23 protein-coding genes are annotated in these 18586 nt (G+C 58.8%); all 23 read right to left on the bottom strand.

Features of this window, described 5'->3' with window-relative positions; translation table 11 throughout:
- Positions 1-24: 24 nt before the first annotated feature.
- The 23 genes from AB5Z02_RS18620 to AB5Z02_RS18510 all read right to left on the bottom strand — a co-directional run bounded on the left by AB5Z02_RS18620 (position 25) and on the right by AB5Z02_RS18510 (position 18585).
- Positions 25-531 carry a phage major tail tube protein gene (locus AB5Z02_RS18620; protein ID WP_368216649.1) on the bottom strand — a complete coding sequence of 169 codons (507 nt, stop codon included), beginning with the start codon at positions 529-531 and terminating at the stop codon, positions 25-27.
- The gene (locus AB5Z02_RS18615; protein ID WP_368216648.1) at positions 532-1965 is read right to left on the bottom strand and encodes a phage tail sheath C-terminal domain-containing protein; all 1434 of its coding nucleotides are present in this window, start codon (positions 1963-1965) and stop codon (positions 532-534) included.
- Positions 1966-2100: 135 nt separating this feature from the next.
- Positions 2101-2712 carry a tail fiber assembly protein gene (locus tag AB5Z02_RS18610; RefSeq protein WP_368216647.1) on the bottom strand — a complete coding sequence of 204 codons (612 nt, stop codon included), beginning with the start codon at positions 2710-2712 and terminating at the stop codon, positions 2101-2103.
- Positions 2712-3812: a phage tail protein gene (locus AB5Z02_RS18605; protein ID WP_368216646.1), complete on the bottom strand. Its 1101-nt coding sequence runs from the start codon at positions 3810-3812 to the stop codon at positions 2712-2714. The genes AB5Z02_RS18610 and AB5Z02_RS18605 overlap by 1 nt, the downstream gene beginning before the upstream one ends.
- Positions 3812-4363, bottom strand: coding sequence for a phage tail protein I (locus tag AB5Z02_RS18600; protein WP_368216645.1), 552 nt, complete (start codon positions 4361-4363; stop codon positions 3812-3814). The genes AB5Z02_RS18605 and AB5Z02_RS18600 overlap by 1 nt, the downstream gene beginning before the upstream one ends.
- A 7-nt stretch (positions 4364-4370) precedes the next feature.
- Positions 4371-5270 carry a baseplate J/gp47 family protein gene (locus AB5Z02_RS18595; RefSeq protein WP_368216644.1) on the bottom strand — a complete coding sequence of 300 codons (900 nt, stop codon included), beginning with the start codon at positions 5268-5270 and terminating at the stop codon, positions 4371-4373.
- Between the two features lie 2 nt (positions 5271-5272).
- Complete coding sequence (locus tag AB5Z02_RS18590) at positions 5273-5587, bottom strand: hypothetical protein (RefSeq protein WP_368216643.1); 315 nt, start codon at positions 5585-5587, stop codon at positions 5273-5275.
- Positions 5584-7077 (bottom strand): hypothetical protein, encoded by a 1494-nt coding sequence (locus AB5Z02_RS18585; RefSeq protein WP_368216642.1) that lies wholly within the window; start codon positions 7075-7077, stop codon positions 5584-5586. The genes AB5Z02_RS18590 and AB5Z02_RS18585 overlap by 4 nt, the downstream gene beginning before the upstream one ends.
- Positions 7078-7087: 10 nt before the next feature.
- Entirely contained in the window at positions 7088-7546 is a 459-nt protein-coding gene (locus AB5Z02_RS18580; protein ID WP_368216641.1) for a GPW/gp25 family protein, read from the bottom strand.
- A gap of 17 nt (positions 7547-7563) precedes the next feature.
- Positions 7564-8127, bottom strand: a complete 564-nt coding sequence (locus AB5Z02_RS18575; RefSeq protein ID WP_368216640.1) for a phage baseplate assembly protein V — start codon at positions 8125-8127, stop codon at positions 7564-7566.
- Positions 8124-8801: a hypothetical protein gene (locus AB5Z02_RS18570; RefSeq protein ID WP_368216639.1), complete on the bottom strand. Its 678-nt coding sequence runs from the start codon at positions 8799-8801 to the stop codon at positions 8124-8126. The genes AB5Z02_RS18575 and AB5Z02_RS18570 overlap by 4 nt, the downstream gene beginning before the upstream one ends.
- Positions 8798-9349: a hypothetical protein gene (locus AB5Z02_RS18565; protein WP_368216638.1), complete on the bottom strand. Its 552-nt coding sequence runs from the start codon at positions 9347-9349 to the stop codon at positions 8798-8800. Before AB5Z02_RS18565 ends, AB5Z02_RS18570 begins: the two co-directional genes overlap by 4 nt.
- Positions 9336-9677 carry a hypothetical protein gene (locus tag AB5Z02_RS18560; protein ID WP_182951204.1) on the bottom strand — a complete coding sequence of 114 codons (342 nt, stop codon included), beginning with the start codon at positions 9675-9677 and terminating at the stop codon, positions 9336-9338. The genes AB5Z02_RS18565 and AB5Z02_RS18560 overlap by 14 nt, the downstream gene beginning before the upstream one ends.
- Positions 9677-10033 (bottom strand): hypothetical protein, encoded by a 357-nt coding sequence (locus AB5Z02_RS18555; protein WP_368216637.1) that lies wholly within the window; start codon positions 10031-10033, stop codon positions 9677-9679. The genes AB5Z02_RS18560 and AB5Z02_RS18555 overlap by 1 nt, the downstream gene beginning before the upstream one ends.
- On the bottom strand, positions 10034-10363 hold the full coding sequence (locus AB5Z02_RS18550; RefSeq protein WP_368216636.1) for a hypothetical protein: 330 nt from the start codon (positions 10361-10363) through the stop codon (positions 10034-10036).
- A 61-nt stretch (positions 10364-10424) separates the two neighbouring features.
- Positions 10425-12503, bottom strand: a complete 2079-nt coding sequence (locus AB5Z02_RS18545) for a phage major capsid protein (protein ID WP_368216635.1) — start codon at positions 12501-12503, stop codon at positions 10425-10427.
- A complete protein-coding gene (locus AB5Z02_RS18540; protein ID WP_368216634.1) occupies positions 12490-14058 on the bottom strand; it encodes a phage portal protein in 1569 nt (522 codons plus the stop codon). The genes AB5Z02_RS18545 and AB5Z02_RS18540 overlap by 14 nt, the downstream gene beginning before the upstream one ends.
- Positions 14058-14474: a hypothetical protein gene (locus AB5Z02_RS18535; protein ID WP_368216633.1), complete on the bottom strand. Its 417-nt coding sequence runs from the start codon at positions 14472-14474 to the stop codon at positions 14058-14060. The genes AB5Z02_RS18540 and AB5Z02_RS18535 overlap by 1 nt, the downstream gene beginning before the upstream one ends.
- 122 nt (positions 14475-14596) lie before the next feature.
- Complete coding sequence (locus tag AB5Z02_RS18530) at positions 14597-16639, bottom strand: phage terminase large subunit family protein (protein ID WP_368216632.1); 2043 nt, start codon at positions 16637-16639, stop codon at positions 14597-14599.
- Positions 16632-17153 carry a terminase small subunit gene (locus tag AB5Z02_RS18525; protein ID WP_368216631.1) on the bottom strand — a complete coding sequence of 174 codons (522 nt, stop codon included), beginning with the start codon at positions 17151-17153 and terminating at the stop codon, positions 16632-16634. Before AB5Z02_RS18525 ends, AB5Z02_RS18530 begins: the two co-directional genes overlap by 8 nt.
- Positions 17154-17291: 138 nt before the next feature.
- Entirely contained in the window at positions 17292-17840 is a 549-nt protein-coding gene (locus AB5Z02_RS18520) for a DUF2514 domain-containing protein (protein WP_368216630.1), read from the bottom strand.
- Entirely contained in the window at positions 17831-18061 is a 231-nt protein-coding gene (locus AB5Z02_RS18515) for a hypothetical protein (RefSeq protein WP_368216629.1), read from the bottom strand. Before AB5Z02_RS18515 ends, AB5Z02_RS18520 begins: the two co-directional genes overlap by 10 nt.
- Positions 18061-18585: an N-acetylmuramoyl-L-alanine amidase gene (locus tag AB5Z02_RS18510; protein ID WP_368216628.1), complete on the bottom strand. Its 525-nt coding sequence runs from the start codon at positions 18583-18585 to the stop codon at positions 18061-18063. The genes AB5Z02_RS18515 and AB5Z02_RS18510 overlap by 1 nt, the downstream gene beginning before the upstream one ends.
- Position 18586 lies beyond the last annotated feature (1 nt).

The following is an 18586-nucleotide window of genomic DNA, read 5'->3' as shown; positions in this document are numbered from 1 at the left end:
GGCAGGGCTGGCCTGCCAGCATGGTTAGATGCCAAGTGCGTTGCGGGCAGCGGCCAGAATGTCTACGCCGTTGATGATGCGCACCATGTTCTCGGCGTCGATCTCGTGCACCACTTGAACGCCGTGCTGCATCTTGTAATAGGTCAGGCTCATGGCCACCTTGAGCGGCGGCAGGCTGCCAGGCTTGCTGGTGCCGGGGTCGAGTTCGGTGATCTTGCCGCGCATGGTGTGTACCACTGCGGTGGTGGTGCCATCGAACGATTCGAGCTGTTCACGCAGCACCAGCGGCACCCGGGCTCCTTCGGTCACGCCAAAAAGGGCCAGCACGTTGCGGTCATAGGCCATCAGGCTGAAATCGGTCACCATCTTTTCCATGCCCATGGTCACATCAATGGGCACATCCATCCCGCCGGCCCGAAACTCTTCGGTCTGCAGGGTCAGCTTGGGGGCGTTGAATTCATCGACCTGCCCGGCAAAGCCGCGGCCATCGACGAAGGCGTTAAAATTCTTGCGAATGTCGCGGGCTGCCATTTAGAAGATCTCCGTCAAGTAGTCATTGACCATGTGGCTGCGGAAGGTGATGCGCTCAGCCGGGTACGTTGGTGTGAAATCAAAATCAAACACAACGTTACCCTGGGCGATCTGGTCCGGTGTATTCAGGTCAGGGTCGATCCAGCATTCCCCACCTAGAATCGCTCCCTTAGTGACCAGATTTCGCAGGTAGTCGTTAACCCCCTCGATCACATCGGTGGAGTAGTTCTTGGTGATGCCGCGATCCACTGCCCACAGGTGATTCACCAGAATGGACTCATTGATCATGTCTGCGGTACGCACCACGCAGAGGAAGGCCCACTTCTGATCACTCGACAGGGTGCGGTTACCCCACAGGCGATAGCCATCCTCGCGGATGATGGTGGCGACCTTCTTCTCGTTGAGCAGGTTGGCCCGGCTACTGGTGTCGCCCAGGGTGAAATCGATGGGGCGAGCCGTGCCGATGATGCCGTTGATGTTCTGGTTCGACGGTGACCACCAGAATCCTCGCTCGTTATCGCTCTTTGCGATAAGCCCCGCAACGCAGGGGGATGCCCACTCGGTGACGTTGTTGCCGTCTTCGCCGGTCTTGATTACCTTGGGATCAACTAGGAAAACCCGCTTGCTGCCAAAGTCGCCCGCGTAGGCGATGGCATCGGCGTCTGTGGTGTTGGGGCCATCAGCAATGATGACCGCTCGCATCTTCTCGGCGATGCCGATCAGCTCGGCCACTACGGCGTTGCCAACGGTGCCATAAGAAGCAGTCGCTGCTGCGCCGGTACCACCACCGCCAGAGAAGGCGACGGTCGGCGCGGCGGTGTAGCCGCTGCCGGCATCTTCCACGATGACAGAGACTACCTTGCCCGCGTTGGTGCCGGTACCGAGTACCGCCTTGGCTTTGGCGCCAGTGCCAGCGCCGCCACCAGACAGGGTGACAGTCGGGGCGCTGGTGTAGCCAGTGCCTTGAGTGGTCATGCTGATGGCAGTTACACCACCAGTGACCCGCTTATCGGTAAAGCCGGGAGCGATCAGGATCTTCGGTGAGAAGCCAACGGCGGATTTTGCACCAAGGAAGGCGTGAACCCCTTCATAGTTGCCGGTGGTCGCATTGACGCCGCCAAGGATGTTGGCGAGCGTGTCGGTAGCGCCCGTCACCTCTTCCACCCGCACCACGATGATCACCGCGCCGCACTGGTCAAAGATGCTGTCGATGGCCGCAGGCAATGTGCCCTGACCGGTGCCCAGCGTATCAAGCCCTGCCGCTTCACGGCGACTGCCCGCGATCAGCACAGGGGTGTTGAGCGGGAACTTGGTTGCATCAGCGTTCGGGGCGGTACCGATCAGGCCAATAACACTGGAGCGAACGGTGGTGATAGGACGGGGACCGGAGTCAATATCGATGACCTCGATACCATGCAGGAAGGTTTCAGACATTTGCTGGGCCTCGATGGACACGGTTTATGATCGTGCCGTCATCATGGCGTTGCGGTGAATTCCCATCCTCTTGGGGGATTTCCAGTGGTGGCAGCAATAGAAAACCCCGCCTGAGCGGGGTTTTTGTTGTTCTGGTTACTGCGGTTTTTGCGGCCAGCTAACCGGGTGAACGCTGCAATCAATGACTGCCAGCGCTGCCCGATAAGTTTTCCACTCCATCAGTTTTGCCTGAACCTGATCATCAGGGTTTGAGATGATGGCCGGGTCAAGCGCATCGAGCAGCGCAGCAATCTCGATACTCGCCTCACCAAGCAGACTGGTTCTCTGTGATTGAGCCTGCTGAGTCAGCCACTCATGTTCGGCATTTACATCCTTTACCCACTGATTGGCGTCCTCATTCCACTCGTCAAACTGTGATTGCGGGACAAGCAGTGTAAGTTGCTCTGGAAGTTCGCCAAGTGCGTTTACTACTTCTGATTGACGGGTCTGCTTGTTATACGCAACTGTCCCGCGTAGATCCTCTACCAATACCCACGCGCCATTCTGGCGCACAATGGCTTTTCCTGGCTCACCAATAGGCGGCTGCTCAATGAAAGCGCCGGCAGGCATCCCTGTTCCAACAGACACCCATACATCCCAAGAGCCAATATATTCTTTTGAGTATTCGTTGACGCAATGAGCAACTGCCCATCCATCAGCGGAGGCAAATCCATCATTACCCCAAACAACGCGCGGTTCATTCATCATTACAGAGCCCTTACTATGTAGTTAAATGCGATATTGGTGGGACGAACGACGCCAACATATGGCGAGTTTGGCGTAATCACAGTATTCAGTGTTGAGGCTATACCACCGGAATTTAGTGATGTAGATGTATCATTTGAAGAATCAAAAAATATTGACTTGATGTTTTGCATCCGAGAAAAAGAGACAGTTCTGTCAACTGTTTCAGCAATTGCGATTGATCCTGGTTGTGCTGAAATAATGGTGCGCCCAGCATCCTTTCCTCTGCCAGCATCAAAGCCGCGAATGAACTCACCACGCATGTCTGGCAATACAAGACCTGGATAGGCAAGCGCCAACTTTGGATAAGTAGCGGCGCTGAATGACTGGCCAATCATGACGATAAACCCAGCTGGAGGTACTGCAGAAGGCCATGGGATGGGGGCGCCTATCGGATACGCCATAAAAGCAGCCTCGGCAGCACCCTCAGGAGTGACGGCCTTGCTGGTGTTTGTTCCTGCACCAGCTTCCGCTTTTGTTGCCAGCATGACAGCACCAGCAACAGCGGTAGTCGCAGATGGATGCTCATCCACAAACATCAACGATGTGGTGCCAACAGCGATCGCACCGACAGTGGCCAGATACCACACCTTGCCAGCATTAACCGTCCCCTCCTCTACCACCACACGGGCGCCGCTGCTCAGCTTGGTGCCATTATCCGCATCTGAGGCGCGGGTCCAGCTTTGAGCAGCAACCAGGTATATGCCGTTTTGGGCGGCGGTAGTCTGATCTTTTACCAGCACCCGATCGCCAACCGTTAGCGTCACGCCGTCGATGGTCTGGGCGCCGGATAGGGTGATATTTGCCACGGTGGCCGCGCGCACGCTCTGTTTGGCGTCCAGCTTCTGCAGCTCACCCTGCACATAGTCAGTTGATGCAATCCAGCTAGGCTTGAACTGGCCTGAATTTAGCTGATCGATCTGCTGTTTCAGAAAGGCAGTTCGGTTGGCCAAACCCTTGGCCTGGGCGTTGGCAATGCCATTTACCCCGCCCAGCACCGGATCGGTGGTTTCGATTTGATAGATGCCAGCATCAAAGCTGGGGGTCTCTGGTACGTTTGCCATTATGCAGTCCCGTAGTTATAGGTGCCGTCATAACGAAGTGCCCCGTCATACAGGTTGGCAGCCTCGGTGAAAATCAGTGATACCAGGTGGCAGCGTGCTGGCGCGGTATATTTCAGGATGCGGCGCACCTGCTCGGCCTGCTGGTTGGTAATTGGGCGATCGAGAATGACCCGATACTTGGCCCACTCATCCGGCGAGCCGAACGTTGAAAGGCCGTTATATTTGAGGGTTCCGTTATAGGTTGAGCCGTAAACACCCTCGATGATCTGGGCGGTGCCATAACCAGCGTTTGACAGCGCGCGGCGCACCGACCACACCGACCCCTTACGGCGCTGCACCGATACAGCCTCGCGGATGGTCTGGCGCTTGGCCTCATCAGACCAATCTGGTGACCACTCATCACACCCGAACGCCCACGCCAACCACGGCAGCAAATCGGATGGGCAGTTGTCAGGGCTCCATATCTCGCGGGTGCGGATCGGAACATCAGAAAGCCGCGCGACCGTCATCGCCAGCGCAACCTCTTGGGCGCTGGCGCTGGATGGCAGCATGGATCCGCTACTCACGGATCACCCCGGCAGTGATGTTGATGGCGGTGCAGTGCGGGGCCTGATTCCACTGGATAGGGATATCAGCAGCCGGTGAAGAGAGGTTTACCTTCTGCACCCCCGGGCGGCGCAGCGCGGCATAGACCCCATCGAGGGTGATATCCAGCCCGAGCTTGTGCATCTCTGCGGCATAGGCTTGCGCGCTGGAGGTGGCTGCATCCAGCGCCTGCTGTTGCCCAACCCCCGGGAAGAAGTCGAGCGCGGCGGTGATCTGGTAATTCACAACATCAGCGCCAGACACCTCCACCGTGTCGCACAGCGGCCGCACTTCCTCTGCATTTGTAGCTGCAATCACTGCATCCAGCGTGGCCTGTGGCGGCACCCCGGATCCGGTGCGAGAGAGCACTGCAATATTGACGCGGCCAGGCACCAGACTATCAACCCCCACATCCAGCACATCACCGGATGCGCTCATGGCGTGATAGACATAGCTCCCGATCGGGCCTGCCGTGGTGTAACCCTCGAACGACAACAGGATGCGCAGCCGGTAATCCTCATCCTCCTCCATCACATCATCAGTTGGCGGGATGGCGGTTGGATCGCCAGGCGTGATAATCAGGCGCGGTACATTGCAGTTGGCTCCGATCTGATCGAGGTCAGCCTTCTTGGCAAACGCCAACATCACCGCCTTGGCGGATTCGTTGGCCCGCTGGCGGATAAGCAGCTCACGATATGCGGCAACCTCTAAGATCTTGAATGCAGGGTCGCTCTCCACCAGCGCAGAGAAAGACGGGTCACGACTGATCAGGTCAGCCAGCATCTCTGAAAAGATGGTTTCGAAGTCGAGCTGCTCCACCACCACCGGCGGCGGCAGTTGCGACAGATTGACGGCGGTGAATGCGTTGGCCATCGTCACCCCGCCCAGACGTATTGTGGGGTTGCAACGGTAACTGTCACCGGCGCCAGCGCGGCGGCCAGTTCGGCGTCAGTGGTGCGAACGTTGGCGTGATAGCCCAGGACTGGCTCGCGCACGGCGATCTCCACCCCATCGACAACCTGCACCTCGCCAGTCGGTCGCGTCACCATGCCGGGCGGCAGAAGCTGCAACGATGCGGTGGGGTGATAGATAGTTCCTGTCTCGCCATCTTTGATAAATCCAGCGGCGATCAGGGCCTTGGTCATGGCGGCCTTATCGGCCGCCTTTAAGTTAAGGTCTATGAAGTTCATGCTGATGCCACCTTGAGTTGATCGGTAGTGAGGGGGTTTTTAGTCCAGATCTTCAGATCACGCAGATGCCCCTCTAGCGCCATGTTATTGGCGCCATCCCAGCGGTTTCCCAGCGTGATTTTCTCTGTACTAGTTGCTGATCCAGCGTCCCATGATGTGGCTGTCATCTGCTGACCGTTAATGCACACTGTGATCGCGCCACTGTAATCCACTGTGTAGGCTATCCGATGCCGTTTCCCCAGCGGCGCCGGAAACGGCCCAGTCTCTCGACCCGCATGTCGGATATAAACAGTGCCGCCGCCCCCCTGCACACCGGAATAATCACTCAGACTGATAACTCGGTACGAGCCCGGGTTAACAGAGTCAAACTCCACGGCCAGACTAAACCCCAGCTGGCTCTCGCCTAGGTTGAGCGATTGAGGAAGCGAGGCAATGTCGGCCGCTCTGGTGGCGGCAGCGCCATCTGTCGGGATCGGTGGTGTGGCATACGGCAAATTTTCCAGCTGATGCACGGCCACATCGACGCTAAGGGCAGAGTCGGCGGCGCCAGTACCTCGAATATGGAAATAAACTCGACCTGGTGTCACACCCTGCGCAGTGACCGGCAATTGTTGCCACTCACCGGTTAGCGTATGAATAACAGTGATCAAATCTCTGCCGACCACCTGTACAGATGTCGCGATAGTTCGCCCACGCGCCCCCCGTACTAACACCGAAGACGTAATAGCACCCGTGACGCTTACATCTATGTTGCTCTCAATTCGGCTATCTGATGATGCACTATCAAAATTCACACGGAAAACCGGACGCCCTAACACGATTTCTTGGGTCGCTGATATGAGCGCGCCTGCTGAGAACCAGTTTAAAAATGCGCTGCCATTTATATTCAGGTTTGTGCTCTGCCCACTGATTCGCAGCCCCTCTCTCTCAAATCTGGGGGCGTTAATTTGAGCGAGCTGCGGATAGCCGTTCTTATCCATGTACGCCGCTGGGGTGGAGCGGGATAAAGTCACATAGCTGGCCACAACATCATCACCAACTTTGACATCCCGCCCATAGCCGGTGATCAGTCGCAGGCTATCAGAGAGCGGCGCCCACACATCCGGCAGGGGAAGCGCTGCTAGAGCTACTGCATCAGATACGTCTTCCAGCCCGGTGATTTGCGCGGCGCGATCCGCCTCAGACTGCGCACGGTCTGCTTGGGTTTTGGCTTTGTTGTATTCTGCAGTAGCAAGCGTCACCGAGTTGGCGGCGGCATTTGCCTGAGTGGTGGCGCGGTCGGCTTCATCGCGGGAGCGGTTTGCCTCCGCTGCGGCGGTGGCGGTGGTTTCATCAAGCCGCTGATCAACGCGGGCGGCCAGTGTTGGCTGGTTGCCGTAACCAGGTACATCAACCACCTGATTGCTGGCGCCAGTGATGATCTTCTCAAAGGCTTCTGTCGCCTTGTTCAGGCGGGCAACGGCGGCATCCCCGGCGGCAGTGGTGGTCATAGATAAAACCTCAGCTTGCGAATCCAAGCAGGCAGCAGCGTTCGACTTGCGCAGCCCACGATGTAAAGTTCCAGACGTTCGCCTCTGGCTGGGCCTGCTTGTCGATCACAATCCCGTCGATGGTTACCTTCTGGCCGCCTGGCAGATACTCGCCATACAGATCCAGCTCGATATAACCTGGGGATGCGACGACAGCCTGCACCTGCTCGAGGCTGAAACGTGGTTCCCATTGCTGCAGCGCCTCCGCCGTAGCGGCGTAGATGTCGATCAGCGTGGCGCGATTCATGGGGGCATCAATCAGGCTGGGGATCCGGCTGCCATAGGCGCGGCGCATCACTCGGGTGCCGATACGGGTCCCCAATATATCTGTGATGCTTTGGCGCAGGTGCTGGATCCCGCTCAGGCGCTTGCCTGTGAATGAATTGGTGCCGTTCATGGTTGCATTGTTGCCAGCCACCACGTGCAGCACCTCTTGGGGGATTTCCGTTAGATTGGGCCGTATGAGTTCTCGCTGCCGCGCTGAATGCCGCTGTGGGCGTGATCTGACCCGATATTCTTGCCGTTGTGGGTAAGCTGCCCGCCTTGCATATCAATGCCGCCAGCGGTGATGACGAAGGTCACACCACCCACGCCAAGGGCAATCTGGCCGCGATCGGCGGTGATGGTAGTGCCGCCTATGGTGGCGTTCAGGGTATGGCTGACGCTGTCATAACTGACGGTGGTGCCATCATGAAAGACCGTCTTTTCAACGTTTCCACCACTGGACGGAGCGGGATTACTCTCCGAGTACAAGCTGCAGACGATGACCGCCTGACCAAGATCGCCATATGGCGACAGGATTAGCACCTGCTCGCCAACGCTGAGCGGGCTCCACGTCTTGGTGTGCCCTGCCCGATCTGCACCGAACGGCAACCAATCAGACTCGAAACCGGAGACAGCCACCTTGACCCGCGGCGCATCAGGGTCTGAGAAATCTTTATCTACGACCACCCCTACTCTGATCAGGTTGGCAATCTGGCGCGACAGCTCGCCCAGGCTGTAATCGCTCATGGGGTAATCTCCGTGATGTCATCACCAGGCTGGCAATCGCCAAAGCCAAGCTGACCACCGATACAGGCCACATCACCGGCCCACTCTTCGAAGTCGAAATAGACAGCGGTGCCGTCAAGGTCTGCGCTGACATCCTCACGTACAAAGACGCGGCCAGGGGTGACCCCTTCATCAGTCCAGACGGTTTCGCCAAGGTGCAGCCGCTGCTGCCACTCTACCCGCCACACCTCGAACTGGGAGAGATCCTGATCTTGCCGACGGCCCATCACCGAGAAGTCATCCTGATAGGCGCCGATCACCATCGCCTCGCCAGTCGTCAGCTTCTTGGTGGGGTCGGCAGGATTGGTCCAGCGGCGCATCCGCAGCCACGCCTCCAATGCGGCGGCAAGCATCCGGATGGAGAGTTTGGCCTTGGCCATGCTGCCAGCCTGCGGCCTGAACCCGATCACTAGCTCAGCCTCGAACTTTGCCAGCACGGCAAGCTGCTCGGTGCCGGGGTCGTTATCTGGATCGGCTTCCAGCTCGGTGAGCTCCAGCAGGCATGCCGGGGTGACCAGTGATTTGCGATCTTCGCGGTAGAACTCGACTGTTTGCAGGTTGGGGAAAGCAGCCTTGATATCTGCCACGATGGCATCGTGCACCACAGAGAGATCGATATTGGTATTGGCGTTCATCGCTCACCTATCTGGAATTTGACGCGGGCCTTGAGGTCGCGCTGAAAGTGGCGCCAAAAAATATCGAGGGTCTGCTCGAAAACATCATCCTCGATATAGACAAATGCGGCATCTTCAATGGTTATCGACTGCTCAACGATAGGTAGCCGATCCTTGCCTTTGCGCTTGAAAATGGTGTTCTGGCCTTTCTTGCTGCTTTTGGCAACAAAGGCATCGTCAAAGTAATAATCCTTCTTCCATGCCCCGCCGTCGTCCTGCTGAATGCGCCCCTTGAAGCTGCTGACAGGCAGTGGATTAAGCCCATACCAGAGCGCCACACCATCAGATCCAGGCGTCGCTCTCAGCTTGATGGAACGCAACCGCTTGCGCAGAACCGTTGCCACTCGCAAGCCAAGCACTTTCGGCAAGCCTTTTGATGAGAGTTTGCGCAAGCTGGCCTCGGTGCGGCGCAGCGCTCTGGATAGCGCGAATTTGATTTGCTTGTCGCTGGCCTGCAGCTCTTCACCAATGCGCAGCAGGTCTTGCCAATCAATATCAAAGTGCAGCATGCTGCGGCCCCTGCCGTGCCATGGTGACCAGCGCCCAGCCGGTGCCGTCTGCCTGCGGGCTGGTCATCACATCAAACCGCTCTCCGGCCACCACCACTTCATCACCCCGGCTGATGCCGACCATGTCCACCTCTTTGCCACTGATGCGCGGCTCGCTGGTATCGGCCTCATACTCGCCGAGCTGGGCGTTGAGATAGGGATCATCGAAGATCACCGAAATGGTTCTGGTGCTGCCATCCCCAAAATGAACAACGGCGGGTGTTGCAAACCCGCCGCTACTATCCAATTGCAGGAAGGCGTCCAGGTTCTCCCAGGACGGCCCGCGCATCAGGTGTACTGCTTACGGCCGACCAGCGACACCCCGCGCACCACGGCGTTGGCGCCGCCAGCCAGGGTATCCACTACCCGCACGAACTTTTTCAGTGCGTCCGAGTTCATGGTGATCGACGGGGCGGCGGCAGTGGTACCGACAGCCGGGAATGCGCCGTTGGGCACATCAGTCCAGTTGGTCGAGCCATCATCGCTGTGTTGCAGCTTGGTGGTGCTGGTGCCAGCGTTGGTGGGGCCAGAGTTCATGATGATCTGGCAGATGCCTTGAAAATCACTGACGTTGACCGCCGCGCCGTTACCGGTGGCAGTGATGGAGGCCGATACGGCCAGTACGATTCGGGTTACACCGCGCATTTACTCGCCCTCTTTCTTGTCGGTGTCATCACCAGCAGCAGGGGCCGCCTCGATAACATCGATGATCTGATCCTTGGTCATGCCGCTGGCCACTTCCAGACCGCGCTGCTTGGCATACTCGAGCAGGGCAGGCTTGGTCCAGCTGGAGTAATCCGTGCTGGTCTGCTCTTCCTGCAGCTCCACGCCATCTTCTTCGGTGGCCAATACCGCCTTGCCGCGATGGAGGAAGTTTTTGGCCTCCGCCTCGCTTACTTCAACCAGCGAACCGGCCTTGTGGATCTGGCCATCGATGGCGATCGCACAGGTCAGCTTCAATACATAACTTTTCATCCAGTCACCCTCTTGGATGGAAGATGGCCGCCCTATCGAATGAAAGGCGGCCACCTATTAATTACGCGACGTTCTGGCTGCCCCAGCAGAACGACTCCACACGGCGCAGGACAAAGTCAACGTCCTGGAACACCACGATGCGCAGGCCGCCGGATTTGCTCAGGCTGTACGGGTCAACGGTCAGATCCAGACCGCCCCACATACCGATCAGCATGTCGGCGAAGTTGCCGAAGAACACATCGCCTTGGGCGATCTGGTTGCTGATCTCGCATTGGTAGCCGTTGACGGTGTTACCAGGCTCCCAGATGGTCGCTTCGGTACCGGTGCCAAACTTGGCAGTTGACTTGCAGTTGCCGCGGAAACGGGCGTTACCGATGTAACCCATCTGGCCGATATCGGCGTTGTCAGCCGCGATCTCGGATTCCATTGCCACCAGCTCGGCATAGGTTGGCCACAGCGCGGCGAAATCAACGGCGTTGATCCCGGTGTAGTTCTTGATGCCACGCGGCTGGTTGCCTGCGCCGCTGCCGTAGTAACCTGCAAAGTCGATGGCCTGCGCCATGGCATTGACCAGATCGCGGCGCACGATGCCTTCGGCATCCATGCTGGACTGCATCAGCAGACGGCGGGTGATATCGGTATAGGCGGCAAGGGTCTTGGGAGACAGAGTGAGCTGGCCGATGGTCGGGGTGCCTTCTTGCGCATCCTCACCTTCACCCAGCCAGTAGGCGGTCGCGCCTCCGGTTTGACGTGGCACATCCACGTTACCAACCAGCCCACCCATGGTGGTTGCCAGGCGCATGATGGTGGTACGGTTGCGCAACATCTCGATAAAGCTGCCGCCCATAAAGGTGGTATCAACCAGATTCTGGCCGGACTGGGCACCGTTCGGGGTATTGGCTGCACCGCCAGCATTGAAAGCGCGGGAGTTCAGTACGTCCTGCGGGATCAAAATACCTTTGGCTGTTTTGCCGAGCTGGCGCTGGGCGGTCTCTGAGCACTCGATCTCGAATGCTGCGTCATCACGATCAGCCTTGGAGGCGTTCGGTTGCAGGGCGCGCACCGCGCGGAAAATGGAGTAGTTGCGCACTTCCTGATCAGACAAGCCGATCAGCGGGCTGGGCATCTCGGAAAGCGGAGTGCCGGAGCGCTGGGAAGGCCGGGCCGGTTGGCCTCGGCCACCGAGAACACCAACAATGGCCCGCGCGTCGCGGGTGTTGATGTAATCGAGCACCTCGGCACGGAACTCATCAACGGTCTTGCCTTCGGCAACAGCCTTATCAGCAATGGAGCGGCAGCCGTACTGCTCACCCATTTGCAGAATGGATGCGGTACGCTCGCGCTCTGCCTTGGCCGCGTTGTTTTGGGCCGCACGAACATCTGCGCCAGCCTCTTCCAGTACCTCGAGCACTTCGAGGATCTTGCCTTCGGCATCAACCAGGGCGCGTACCAGATTGCCCTTGCCGTCACGCAGTGTTTTTTCCATCTTTCTGACTTCCTCAGTAGTTGAGTCTTTAGCGGTCGCGCCACTTTCAGTGATTGCAGTTTCACCAATGCGCCGTTTCCCATCCTCTTGGGGGATTTCCAGTGAGCGGCCCACGCCAACAGAGGGATCTGCAGGAACGCTGACGATGGAAATTTCGTAGGGCTCCCAATCGATAATCCGATAGGTGTCATCCCCTCCCTCGATCTCTTCCAGCTTCGCAGCCAGGATCCGATAACCAACGGACACATGGCGGCGGATGCCGTCCATCACGTCCTGAAAAATCTCGTCGGCATCCTTGTTGCGGCTGAATCGAACAATGGCACGGCCACGGCGGTCATCTCCGATAGTTACCGATTCAATCACGCCGATCTGGTCATCCCAGTCGTGGTTAAGCAGCAGCGGTGCGCCATCGCGCAGGCGGTCAAGGCGGATGCTGCTCGGAGAGTGATCCAGCACCTCAAAGCCAAACCAACGCTCAACTGGCAGCTCGGAAGAGAAAGCCAGCGACACGGTGCGTTTATCGACGTCAAAGCTGTCAACCTCCATGTCGCGGTGCATGGAGCCTTTGGCGTTGAAGTCAGGCAGTGCCTTGCCTTGGCCGCCATCGCGGGTCATGTATGCGCCGATCAGGCTACTCAGGCTACGCGGCTTCATTGGTGTTCCCTCCGGTGGGTGCAACTTTCGGTTGTGGCCTGCCCATGGAGAGCAATACCAGTTCTTTGGCGGTGGCTTCGTCGATCCCTTCCGATTTGTAGGCCTCGATCATCGCGGCGACATCGCGGGCCGACTCTTGCCAGACTGTTTGCGGGTCTTGACCCTGCTCGCGGATAATCTTGCCCGGGCTGGTCAACATGTTGTTCTTGGCCTCGACGGCGGAGTTCACATCGGCGCGCGGGTCGATCCACTGCCAGCGGCGGGCTTGCCACTCCACCACCCGATACTGATCGATGCGCTCGGCGGGCAACGGTTTGCCTTTGACCTTGATCAGGCCAGCCAGCAGCGCGCGTGGCAGCCACGCCTCGAACACCGGTTCGATCAGGCTTTCGATCAGCCACTCCTGCAGATCCTTCCAATGCTCCCGCTCATCGAGGGTGCCCTGCCGGATGCTGGAGAAGTTGACCCCCTCCAGATCGCTGGCGAGGTTGTTGTAAAGCACGCCGAATCCGGCGGCCATGCCGCGCAGGGCCTGCTTGTAGAAGGGGGCATATTCCCCAGTGGGGTATTGCGGATTGCTCTCTTTGACGCGAGCACCTGACGGCAGCACTCGCCATTCGCCGGGCTCGCTCTCGATGGTCAGATCTTCATCGTCTTTCTCTTTTGTCTCTGGGCCAAAACCATCATCCCACTCGATAAAGCCCATCTGGTTGGCGCCGGTGCGGGCCTTGATGATGGCCGCCTCTTCCATGGCACTGAGCTGGCGCATACGGAACAGGGCGGTCGCCATCCACGGCAGGCCGCGCTTCTGGCCCACCATATCCTCGAGAAAGCCGTGAACTATCTCTTCCGCCGGGATCCGCACATAGCTTTTGCCGCCCCAGTGGTAACCGGCCTCGCTTTCGTCGGTGGTAGTGAAGTAGTAAGCCAGCGGGCGGCCGTAGCGGTTGAACTCGACCCCTTGCCGGATAAAGGCACCAGTGCGCGGGCGCTGGTCGTTCAGGTTGATCGGGCAGCGCTGCGGATCCAGCACTTGCAGGGCAAAGCCCCACGGCCCGCCATCGGCACCAAACACCAGTCGCACCATGAACTCGCCATCTTTGGCGGCGCTGGTGATGCAGTTGTTCTGAATGGCGCGCCATGAGCGGCGGCCGGTCACATCGCAGTTCTGGCGCTTTCCCCACTCCAGCCAACCATCTTCGATCGCCTGGTTGGCGGCGTTGTCGAGCTTGCCGCGGGCGGTCATGCTCTGGGCCTGCAGCATCACCCCTTTCGGACCGACGATGTTTTGCCGACACATCCGCAGGAACGAGCGGCCGTAATCGTTATTGGCTGACTGCTCGCGGGAGCGGGCCACCAGCACAACCTGATTGCGATCAACAATTTCATCTGCGGTGAGCGGGGTGCCACCCCATGCGGTACCGAGCCGGTCTTGTCTGGCGGCGGCAAACATGCGGGCGCCGGTGCGGTTGCGCATAAAGTGGCGCTTTGGCGGCGATTCAGCAGCCTGCTGCTCCATCAGCCGTTGCTGCCATTTGAAAACCATGGTGGTCATCAGCGAAGCCTCACTCTGACGGTGTTGCCGAACGGGTTACGGCCGCAGGCGAGATCCTGCTCACGCTTGACCAGTCGAACATAGTGGTCGCGCAGCTTGAGCAGATCGGGGATAGAGGTGCGATAGAGCTCGCGGTTGTTGATGCGGTACCGCTCCTGATCCAGCGTGGCCCGCTGGGCGATCACCGCCTCGATGGCATCGAGGGCGATCTGGTTTGGTGTCCGGCCATCAAAACCAACAGGGGCATTGATCAGATCAGGGGTGATGGTGACTTGCCCACACTCCACCTCGACCATTTCACTGGTCGCGGCATCAACGGCGCGCAGGGTGTACCAGTAATCACCGGGCACCCAGCCTGCAGTTTCGGTGACTTCGGCACGAAAGCGATGCTGCGACCCTTCCGAGGTGGCAGTCATGGTCATCGCGCCGGGGCCGCGCAGGGATACAAAGACGCTCCACGCGGGAGCAGGGTATGCGGTTAATGTCAGCAACAGGTTAAACGTTAACCCGGCTCCGATTTTTGCAGGAAAATTGCAGCTCACCAGCCCCTCACCCATCCGCCTTTATTGCGCCCCGAGACGGATTTGGAGCGCTTGATCGTGGGTTTAGTCTGGGTTTGTGGTGGTTTTGCTTCCTCTTGGGGGATTTCCTTTGGCCCTTCCGGCTTGATGTGGCCGCCCTGCGATGGCCGCTTGGCGGTGGGTTTATGGGTTGGCGCAGAGTCTTCATCCGGATTGGCGAAGCGCTCGGCCAGCCGCTTGAATGACGGGTTCATGATCTTGAGCGCGGCATAGGCATACACCCGGCAGTCAAGCGCCTCGTTGCGGGCCCGATCCGGTTTGTGCCACTCCCTGTATGGCTGACCCTTCACATACTTGGTGACCAGTTTTTCTGCGGTGATCTGCTTGTACCACTCAGCATCACGATCTGTCGGGGTGTGGCAGTAGCCTGGGCCGCTGGTTCTCTCACCCGCACCGACAGTGGCGGCCAGTCGGCGCATCACGATCAGCTTGCCTTCATCAACGCCAACCCTGAACAGATCGACCTTGCGGGAGTTCTTGCCTGACTGCTTGCGCTGCGGCTTTTCAACAATGGGGCGGCCCCAACCCGGGATCCCCTTTATGGCGAACAGGCGGCGTCCCGTCTTGCCCTTGGCGTAGTCATAGGCCGCCTGGGTCATACCGTTGGTACCGCCGGTATCAAGACAGGCAGAGCTGATCGACATTATCGCGCCGGATTCGTGCTGATAAGTGCCGGCCAGCACATCATCAAGATCGTCCCAGACATCCTGCTGCAGCGGGTCACCCCACAGCACGTAGTAGGCGACAGACCAGCTTTCATCTGCCTCGCCCCATGCCACGATTTCGCACTCGAGGCGGTCCATCTGCATATCGATCCCGGCGGTCAGGTACAGGCCGCCCATCGGCACATCGGCGCGGTACTCTTCTGCGCGCAGTTGCAGCCCGGATGGATCAGCCTTCTCTCCCTTCTCGGCATAGACCTCTGCCAGCGAGACGTTGACGAAGGATTGCATATCCCCCACTGACAGCTTGTCGAGGTAGGACTGGACGATATCCCGCATCTTGCGGAAGGTGCTCAGCATCTCGGGGCCGTGGAATGAGGCATGCCCCCTGAATGGTTTGGCGGCGCGCCACCCTCCCCCGTTCTTCTCTGCATCCCGGATCGAGGCGATGCGCTCGCCATCAGTCCAGATCGCGCCGCATCCATCGCAGGCATAGCCAGCCGTCTCAGGCAGGTGCTCCTTGCCGATATCCTCCTCTGCATCATCAATACCGGTGGAGAGGCGACCTTGCCAGGTGACGTTTTCCCACTTCAACACCTGGGCGTGGCCGCAGTGCGGGCACGGCACATAGAAGCGGCGCTGATCCCCCTCTTCGTAGGCGATGGAGATCCGGCTCGAGCCTTCAATGGTGGGGGTGCTTGACTCGGTGCGCAGCGCTTCATCCCCGAACGATGCCGCCCGCTGGGCCAGCAGCTCACTGAAATCACCCTCTGGCAGCGGGTCATAGCCATCGATCTCGTCCTGATGGATCACCGGCGCAGATCGGCCGCGGGCTGTTTTCGGTGAGCCTGACCAGCAGAACATCAGCCAGCCGCCGATATAGGAGATCATCCGGCTGTTGTTTACCCCTTCCCGCCCGCGCTGCTTGGCCATGACGCTGGAAAGCTCTGGGTTGGCATCCAGCATCGGGCGCAGCTTGGTCTCCTGAAATGTCTGGATATCGCCCTGCGATGGTTGGGCGAAGATCTGGGATTTCGGCTCGTGCTTGATGAAGTAAGCCGCGATGCACTGCTGAATGGTGGTCTTGCCCATCTGGGCGCCCAGCTTGTAGGTGACGCGGCGGATCCCGGGTTGTTTGATGACATCGATCATCCCGCGCTGTGGCGGGGCGTTATCAAACCGGATCGGGCCAGGCTTGGCGTTACCGACCGGGATGCGGACGTTATCCTCTGCCCAGACGCTTGGCAGCACATCTGCAGGTGGGATCAGGTTTACCGTCGCACGGCGCAGCGCCTCGGCAACAGCAACCGGATTGCTGAACTGGTGCGCCTTAGTCATCGTCCCCGTCTTGCTCCTCGTCATCATCGAGCAGCTGGTCATCTTCTGCCGCTGTCTCCAGCGCCAGCACCAGCTCGGCTCTCAGCTTGGTTTTGAACTCGGTTTCATCGCTACATCCGATCAGCTGCATCACAGCGCGGCCTGGCACCTGCATCACGTTCTGCCTGATCACCGCCATCAATGCCGCGGTGGCTCGCTCGAACTCACGGACGGGAGCGACCTCCCCCTTTGCCTTCGCCAGCTCCAGCTCGGCCTTCTCAGCCTCCGCCGCCAACTTGCGCAGCTTTAGCTCTTCCTCTGACGCCTGCGCCGTGCCGCGGCCTTCATCTCGGGCTTTGTCGCGCAGCCATTTCATCACATCTGCAGTATTGAAAGTGGCGGCAACCCCACGGGATCCTTTCTGAGTGATCGGGCAGCCGTTTCGCACCCATCCGTCAACAGTCGGGGGACTCACCCCCATGATCACGCACAGCGCGGCCTTGTTGACATTCTGGCCGGCGTTCTTGACTGCCATAACGAACCCTTATCGAGGCTTTAGTTATAATTAAAAATTCTTATCTGGCGGCCCACGCAGATATCAAATGCCGCGGAGTCAATGCCCCCGCAAGGGAGGGGGGCGGAGGAAGGACCCAGCCGAAAATCATGGGCAGAGTCATGGTTCCACACGCCCAGCGCGCAGCGCGTCGTAGGCTCGTTCACAGGCTAATCCTGCGGCTCTTGAACGGTCATAAGCTGCTGCCAGCTCCCCCGCTCTCGCGTCAGCCCTGCCGAGCACGTCGGCGAGCACCACGCTGGGCTCTGCTGCTGGCGCGCCTGACTGGGTAGCTGCGGGATTGCTGGGGCACTTACCTGCTCTGGCTGCCAATCGCTTGGCTTGCTCGAGCACGCCATCAGCAGCATCGCGGGCAGCAAGAGCATCACTCTCAGCCAGGGCAATCTGTTTTTCTGCATCGTCTCTCACCTTGTCGATTGAGGCTTGGCGGCGCAGTTCCTCTTCCCGCGCCTCCATGGTTGCCTTGGCCTTGGCTGTCGCCTGCTGTTCGGCCTGATTATCCCACTTAGCTGACCATTCCAGCTCTTTGGCATCAGCGCCTGACTGATACCCTGAGTAATGCAACCACCACCCGCAAACACCGATAGCGAGCATCAGGGCGATACCGAATAGGATCGGGATAAGGCGGCGCAAAGCATCTATTCCCATGGTCTAACCTCTCCCACCAACTTCGAAGGCCAGGCAACGCCAAGCCATGTAAATGAGCGCATGGCAACAACACCATCGAAGCGCTCTCCTTCCTCGATGTCAGCCATGCTGCATACCGGGTAATAACCGTCATCACGAAGCTCAATGGCAACATCCTCCGTGATGTATCTCGGAGTCAGTAAATCGATGATGAAAATGGCTAGTGCTTTGATTTTCAGCATTACGCCCCCTTCACCAGCTCGTTAGCGATCGCGCTGGCAACCAACCACTTGGTGGCGTTGTATTGCTCGAGCGCCTGCTTGTTGTTCAGAAAGAACAGCTCAATGATGATGCCGCCTGCGTTGACGAACCCAAGGCGGCCGCGCGCAGACTTCGACTGGTCAATCCAACCATCATCACCGCGCACCTTATCCTTGGTGACGGCCGCAATGGCCTTGCTGAGCCGCTGAGACAGCCCCTTGAGCTTTGGCAAGGAAATAGACTCAACACCGGTAGCGGTGGGCGCACTCGCTGCATTGCAGTGGATCTCGATAGCCAACTCACCGCGATTGATGAGCTTGATGGCATCAGATAGCGGCTGGTTAACGTCACCATCGCCATCGGTGATCACGGTGTGCCCGGCTTCCCGAAGCTTGCTGGCAACGATATTGCGCAGGTCCTCTGCGATATCAGCCTCTTTCACCCCGTTAGCCACGGCCCCAGGGTCAACATCAGAGTGCCCGGCACTCACAACAAAAACGCGCATA

The sequence above is a fragment of the Aeromonas sp. R2-3 genome (assembly GCF_040908375.1).
Classification (GTDB): Bacteria; Pseudomonadota; Gammaproteobacteria; order Enterobacterales; family Aeromonadaceae; genus Aeromonas; species Aeromonas veronii.
Note: the sequence above shows the minus strand (reverse complement) of the source record. Positions and strands in the feature narration are given on the sequence as shown.